The sequence below is a fragment of the Streptomyces sp. NPDC002838 genome, assembly GCF_040295365.1.
Classification (GTDB): Bacteria; Actinomycetota; Actinomycetes; order Streptomycetales; family Streptomycetaceae; genus Streptomyces.
The window spans coordinates 34,980-41,317 of sequence record NZ_JBEOVF010000072.1 but is presented as its reverse complement, the minus strand read 5'-3'; the positions used below and the strand labels follow the sequence as shown (position 1 = coordinate 41,317).

At 69.9% G+C, this 6,338-nt stretch carries 6 protein-coding genes; 1 reads left to right on the top strand and 5 read right to left on the bottom strand.

The genetic code is table 11. The features are described 5' to 3' along the window. The 5 genes from ABT063_RS46325 to solA form a co-directional block, all read right to left on the bottom strand. The coding region (locus tag ABT063_RS46325; protein ID WP_351067216.1) for an ABC transporter permease at positions 1 to 713 on the bottom strand (713 nt) is incomplete at its 3' end. A 44-nt stretch (positions 714 to 757) separates the two neighbouring features. Continuing rightward, a complete protein-coding gene (locus ABT063_RS46320; protein WP_351067215.1) occupies positions 758 to 1,903 on the bottom strand; it encodes an ABC transporter ATP-binding protein in 1,146 nt (381 codons plus the stop codon). Beyond that, positions 1,896 to 2,969: an ABC transporter substrate-binding protein gene (locus ABT063_RS46315; RefSeq protein WP_351067213.1), complete on the bottom strand. Its 1,074-nt coding sequence runs from the start codon at positions 2,967 to 2,969 to the stop codon at positions 1,896 to 1,898. Before ABT063_RS46315 ends, ABT063_RS46320 begins: the two co-directional genes overlap by 8 nt. Positions 2,970 to 3,106: 137 nt before the next feature. Beyond that, the gene (locus ABT063_RS46310; RefSeq protein WP_351067212.1) at positions 3,107 to 4,096 is read right to left on the bottom strand and encodes a succinylglutamate desuccinylase/aspartoacylase family protein; all 990 of its coding nucleotides are present in this window, start codon (positions 4,094 to 4,096) and stop codon (positions 3,107 to 3,109) included. A gap of 5 nt (positions 4,097 to 4,101) precedes the next feature. Then, positions 4,102 to 5,238 carry an N-methyl-L-tryptophan oxidase gene (solA, locus tag ABT063_RS46305; protein WP_351067211.1) on the bottom strand — a complete coding sequence of 379 codons (1,137 nt, stop codon included), beginning with the start codon at positions 5,236 to 5,238 and terminating at the stop codon, positions 4,102 to 4,104. Positions 5,239 to 5,520: 282 nt separating this feature from the next. On the opposite strand from solA, the gene ABT063_RS46300 reads away from it, so the two are divergent. Next, positions 5,521 to 6,267 (top strand): IclR family transcriptional regulator, encoded by a 747-nt coding sequence (locus ABT063_RS46300; protein WP_351067209.1) that lies wholly within the window; start codon positions 5,521 to 5,523, stop codon positions 6,265 to 6,267. The last annotated feature ends 71 nt before the right edge of the window (positions 6,268 to 6,338 follow it).

Genomic DNA, 6,338 nt, shown 5'->3' with positions numbered 1-6,338 from the left:
TTCTCGCCGCCCATCAGGGCGGGCGTGAGGTAGTAGCCGAGGCAGAGGATGAAGCACAGCACGCCGGCGTTGACCAGGCCGGGGGCCACCAGGGGGACGTAGACGCGACGGAAAATGGTGATCCGTCCGGCACCCATGCTGGCCGCGGCGGCGAGCAGCCGTCGGTCGATGCCCTTCATCACGGCGTACAGCAGCAGGACGGTGTACGGCAGCATCACGGCGGTGGTGCCGATGACGACGCCGATCTCGTTGTAGAGCAACTGGAAGGGGGTGCCGGGGAAGTGAAGGTCCGTCAGAGCGTTGTTCACTACGCCGTGTTCACCGAGCAGGATGATCCAGCCGTAGGTGCGCACGAGCGCGCTGATGAAGTGCGGGACGACCACCACCAGCATCGCCAGTCCCGCCCACAGCGGCTTGAGCCGGGAGATCGCGGAGGCCAGCGCGAAGCCGACGACCAGGCTGAGCAGGGAGGTCTCGGCGGAGATCCGCAGGGTGGTGAGCAGGATCTCCAGGTTGGCGCCGCGGAAGGCGTCGGCGTACCAGTGGAGGGTGAAGCCGCCGCTCTCGCCCTTGAGGCTCAGCATCAGGGTGCTGAAGATCGGATAGACGAAGAGGATCAGGAGGTAGACGATGACGGGGGTGGCGTTGAGCAGTCCGAAGCGGGTGCGCCGGTCGGACAGCGAAACGCGGTTCCGTCGCTTCTTGTGGGGCACTGGAGCGGCGGAGCTCGGTACCGGAGCAAGTACGGCCACGGTTCTCACCCCCGGTGTTCCGGGTCGGGGAGCACGTCAGGGAAAACACTGACGTTGGCGGGGTCCGCGGTGAGACCGACGCGTTCGCCGAGTGCGGGGGCGCGTCCGGCGGGCAGCTCCAGGCGTACGAGTTCGGCGGCCGCACCGCCGACGGGGCGAACCGTGACGCGTACCAGCGTGCCGACGTAGGTGACGGTCTCGACGGTCCCGGTACAGAACCCGTCGTCGGGCGGACACAACGCGAGCCGGCCGGGCTGGACCGCGGCCCGTACCCGCGCACCGTCCGCCACGGCCTGCGGGCGAGCGGTGAGCAGACCACCCGTGTCGAGCCGCACGAGGGTGTGGTCCGCCGTCTGCTCCTCCAGGCGGCCCGGGAGGAAGTTGGCGGCGCCGAGGAAGTCGGCGACGAACGGGGTACGGGGACGCTCGAAGAGTTCCTGCGGGGTGTCGAACTGGTCGATCAGCCCCTCCCGCATGACCGCGATCCGGTCGGACAGGACGAGGGCCTCCTCCTGATCGTGCGTCACATAGATGACAGTCAGGCCGAGTTCCTGCTGGATGCGCTTGATCTCGGTCTGGAGCTGGTCGCGCAGCTTCTTGTCGAGGGCGCCGAGCGGCTCGTCCATGAGGATGACCGGCGGCCGGTAGACCAATGCCCGGCACAGGGCCACGCGCTGCTGCTGGCCGCCGGACAACTCGCGCGGACGGCGGCGGGCCATGCCGGACAGGCCGGCCATCTCCAGCGTCTCGCCGACCCGGCGGCGCAGCTCCGCCTTCGGTACGCCGCGCAGTTGCAGCGGGAAGGCGACGTTCTCCCACACCGTCATGTGCGGGAAGAGCAGGTACTGCTGGAAGACGAAGCCCAGGCCGCGCTTCTGCGGGGCCAGGCGGGTCACGTCGTTGCCGCCCACGACGATGCTGCCGGAGTCGGGCTCGCAGAACCCGGCGATCATCATCAGGGTGGTGGTCTTGCCGGAGCCGGATGACCCCAGGAAGGTGACGAACTCGCCAGCGGCGATCTCCATGGAGACCTCGTCGACGGCGGTGACGCCGCCGTAGGTCTTGCGAAGCCGCGTCACGGACAAGGGCTTTCCGGTGCCGGTCGCCGGCGCCGGCGCGGTCCGCGAGGGCATCAGGTCGATCTCAGGCATGCGTCCACTCCTGCCAGCGCTTGGACACGGCGTCCTGGTTCTTGATCCACCACTCGACGTCCAGGTCGAAGCCGGACTCCAGGTGCTCGGGGGAGCTGACCAGGTTCCCGGCGACGGTTGGGGAGAGCTTCTTGTAGGCGGCGGGCACGACGGGGGCCATGGGGTAGAGCTCGGCGTAGGCCGCCTGGACGTCGGGCCGCAGCGAGAAGTCGATGAGCTGGTAGGCGGCATCCAGGTTGGAGGTGCCCTTGGGGATGCCCCACCCGTTGCTCTGCCGGCGGGCGCCGTTCCACTGGTAGGCGAGCGGGGCGCCACCCTTGATCAGCGCATCGAGGCGGCCGTGCCACACGCTGGAGGCGACGACCTCCTTACGGCCCAGGAGCACGCCGGGCAGCGCGCCGGTGTCCCAGAACTTCCGGACGGAGCCCTTGATCTCGTCGAGGACCTTGAAGGCCCGGTCCACGTCGAGCGGGTAGAGCTTGTCCAGCGGCACGCCGTCGGCGAGGAGGGCGAACTCCAGCTCCGGGTAGTCGGCGTCCAGCGCCTGGAGGGCACGGTTGCCCTTGAACGATCCGGTGTCCCAGAAGTCGGCCCAGGAGGAAGGTTTCTTCCCCCCAAACGCATCCGTTCGGTACGCCATCACGCTGGCCCAGTAGTTCTTGCCCACCGCGTTGGAGGTCACGAGGCTCTTGGCGATGCCGGAGTTCTTGAAGTTCTTCAGCCGGTCGAAGTCCAGCTCCTCGGTGGCACCCTCCTTCTTGAAGAGGATGTAGTCGGCCATCGAGTCGTCGATCACGTCGAACTGCGGGCGGCCCTGCTTGATCTGGGCGAGCATCTGGGCGTACCCGATGTTCAGCACCTTGACCTGGATGCCGGTCTCCTTGGTGAACGGCTCGTAGATGGCCTTCTGGTTGGCCTCGCCGTAGGTGCCGCCGCTGTCGCGGACGACGAGCGTCTTGGAACTCTTGCCGCCGCTGTCGACGGACCGGCTGCTGCCGGTGCCGCAGGCGGTGAGCGACGTTGCGGCGATGCCTGCCGCGACGCCACCGACTCCGCGAAGGAACACTCTGCGGTCTATCCGGACATCTTTCACCGGGGCCTCCTGGGGATGCGGTACGAGGAGAGAGGGGAGGGGATCTGCGTGGGGGTGCTGGGGTGCGGTATCTCGTTCTTGTCGTGCGGGGGGCTTTGGGGGTTGGGGGCTCAGTGGCCGGGGTCCCGCGGCGCGGGGGCGGCGATGGCGGCCAGTTCGGCGCCGGGGGCGACGGTCAGGCCGCGCATGCCGTAGAAGATCCGCCCGGTGGCCGGGGCGTGGACCTTGTGCTCGGTGCTGTCGGCCGGGTCGATGACGCGGCCGAGGACCTGGCCCTCCGTCACGTCGTCGCCGACGCTGAACTCCGGGTACCACAGGCCGGTCGCCTCGGCGGTGACACCGGCGGCCCAGACCCATGCGCGGACGGCTGTGTCGTGCTGGGGCTTGGTGTCCAGGACGCCGAGCCGACCCAGGACCCCACGCAAACCCTCGACGAGACGACGGGCGGTGGCCGCGTCGCGTTCGCCGAGTTGGCCGGTCTCCACGAGGATCGCCGGGACGCCCTGACGGGCGGCTGCCGCGTGGCTGTTTCCGCCCTCGGCGTTCATTCCGAAGATGACGTCCTCGATGCCGAGGGCACCGGCCATGTCCGCGGTCTTCGCGTCCAGTTCGGGATCGCCGGTGAGGCGGTAGCCGACGAAGTCCTTCAGGACCTCGTCGATGCCGCCGGAGTGCAGGTCGAGGTAGGCGTCGGCACCGGCGAGCAGGTTCTCGAACAGCCAGGCGGCCATCCGCTCGGTGGGGCTGCCGTCCGGATCGCCGGGGAACACCCGGTTGATGTTCACCCCGTCGAGCGGGGAGACACCGAGGCGTCCCTGGTAGACGGCCGGGGGGTTCGCGACGGGGCAGACGACGACCTGCCCGTGCACCTCGCCCGGCTCCAGCAGGGCCGCGAGCCGGGTGGCCGCGTCGATGCCGGTGAACTCGCCGCCGTGCACACCGGCCGTGATGAGAACGCGGGGACCGGGGCGGGTGCCGTTGACGAGGGTGAGCGGGATGTCGACGGTGAGAGTGCCCAGGTCTGCGGGCAGGGTGCCGCGGGTCTTGCTGCCGGGCTCGGCGCTCAGCGTGCCGACGGAGAGGGGGGCGTTCGTGATCATCGTCGTCACGCTTCCGTCCGGTCGAGGGTCGAGACGAAGTCGATGGGCTGGGGCGAGGTGCCGTCGAGCGCCAGGTCGGCCGCTATGTCGCCGAAGGCGGGCGAGAGCTTGAAGCCGTGGCCGGAGAAGCCGGCGAGCAGTACGACGTTGTCGGCGCCCGGCAGCGGGCCGACCAGGGGGCGGCTGCTCTCGGTGTAGCCCTCCATGTAGACGGAGAGCCGGGTCGGGTCGGGGTTCAGGTCCGGCATGTACCTGCCGATCAGCTCGGTGAAGATCTCCAGCTCTTCCGGCGCGACGGTCCGGTCCAGCTGGTTCGGGTCGCCGGCCGGGCGGTGCAGGGCGCGGGAGAGGCCGAGCTTGACGGAGACGCCGTCCGGGGAGGGCAGGCCGTAGCAGTGGGTCGGGGCGGTACGGATGAACGCCGGGCGCTCCTCGCCGAACCAGGCGTCCGTGGTGGGCACGTACCAGGCGCTGATGAGGCGGCGGATGTCCACCTCCCACGGCAGGTCCGGGAGCAGGTCGTTCACCCACGGGCCGGGGGTGACGACGGCGGTGTCGAAGTGCTCGCTGCCCGCGTCGGTGCGGATCTCGACACCGTTCGCAGCGGGCACGATCTCGCGGACCGTGGTGTAGCGGTGGATGCGGGCGCCGAGCTCCTCGGCGCGGCGGGCGGCGGTCTGGATCGTCAGCTCGGGACGGATGAAGCCCGCGCGGCGGTCGAGCACGGCCGCGTCGCCGTCCTCGATGCGGAACTGCGGGAAGCGCTTGGCGAGCGCCTCGGCGTCGAGGACCTCGTGGTCCAGGCCGTGCTCGGCGATCGACTCGAGCACGGTGGCCATCTGGTGGTGCTCGGTCGGCCCCATCAGCAGGCACCCGGTCAGCCGACGCAGCTCGCGGCCGGTGTCCTGCTGGAGCTGCTCCCACAGGGCGTCGGCGTGCTGGAGCAGCGGCACGTACCGGGAGTCCTCGAAGTGCGCGCTGCGGAAGATCCGGGTCTCGCCGCCGGCGGCGCTGCGGTCGTGGCCCGGGGCGAAGCGGTCGTACCCGACCACCTCGGCTCCACGGGCCGCCAGGCGCCAGGCGGCCTGGCTGCCCATCGTTCCGACGCCGACGACGGCGACGCGCTTCCTGGCAGCTGACACAGGGCTTTCCTTTCGTATCGCCGGGGCGCATGCTGGGCCCCGACGCGAGGCTGTTCGATTCGAGAGGGTCTGGGCGGGGGCCTGGGTTCTGGGGGACCCACTGCTCGCATCCGTCCGGGGTCTCGGGGTTCCGGCTCACTTCTTCGTGCTCTTCCGTGGAGCCGTGCCACATTGTGGAATGCTGTGCTAGAATCTGGCACAGAGAATGACAGTGGCACGGAGGGGAGTCAAGAGGGTGTCTGCAGGGAATTCCGAGGATTAACAGGGGGAAATCGGATGGAAATGAAGAGCGTCACGAGATCGCTGCGCATCCTGGAAGCGGTCGCCCAGCATCAGCCGGTGACCGTCGGGGAGCTGACGAAGCTCTTCGGACTGCCCAAGTCGACCGTGCAGCGCACCCTGGTCACGCTCAACCAGGCGGGCTGGCTGCGGGCCAACCGCAGGGACACCACCCGCTGGGAGATCGGCGCGCGCGTCCTGGCCGTACGACCCGCCGCCCTGCAGGGATCCAGCCTGTTCGCCGCCGCCCGCGAGCCCATGGTGCGGCTGAGGGACAAGGTGAACGAGACCATCCACCTGTCGGTGCCGGACGCCCTGCAGTGCATGGTCGTGGTGGACCGCGTCGACTGCGACCACGCCGTACGGACCTTCCACGCCATCGGCGACACCTCCCCCCTGCACGCCACCGCCACCGGGCGCGCCGTTCTCGCCCATCTGCCGAAGCAGGACGTCGAGGAGCTCATCGCGCAGGGCCTGGAGCGCTACAGCGCGACGACACCGGCCGAGCCCGAGGAACTGCGCGCCGAGCTGCACCGGATCCGCACCGACGGCTACGCGGTCAACCGCAACCAGTACCGGCCGGACGTCTGCGCCATCGCCGCACCCGTCCTCGACGAGGACGGCACGCCGCTGGCCACGGTGGCCATCTCCATGCCCGATTCCCGGTACGACGCGGACAAGCTGCCCGCGTGGGGCCGCCTCGTCGCCGACACGGCCGCGGAGATCACGGGGCGCCGCCTGGGCGCCTGAGTACGAAGCGGCGGCCCGAACTCGGCCCCGCATCAGCAAGGGCCGGTTCCCACGCAAGGGAGCCGGCCCTT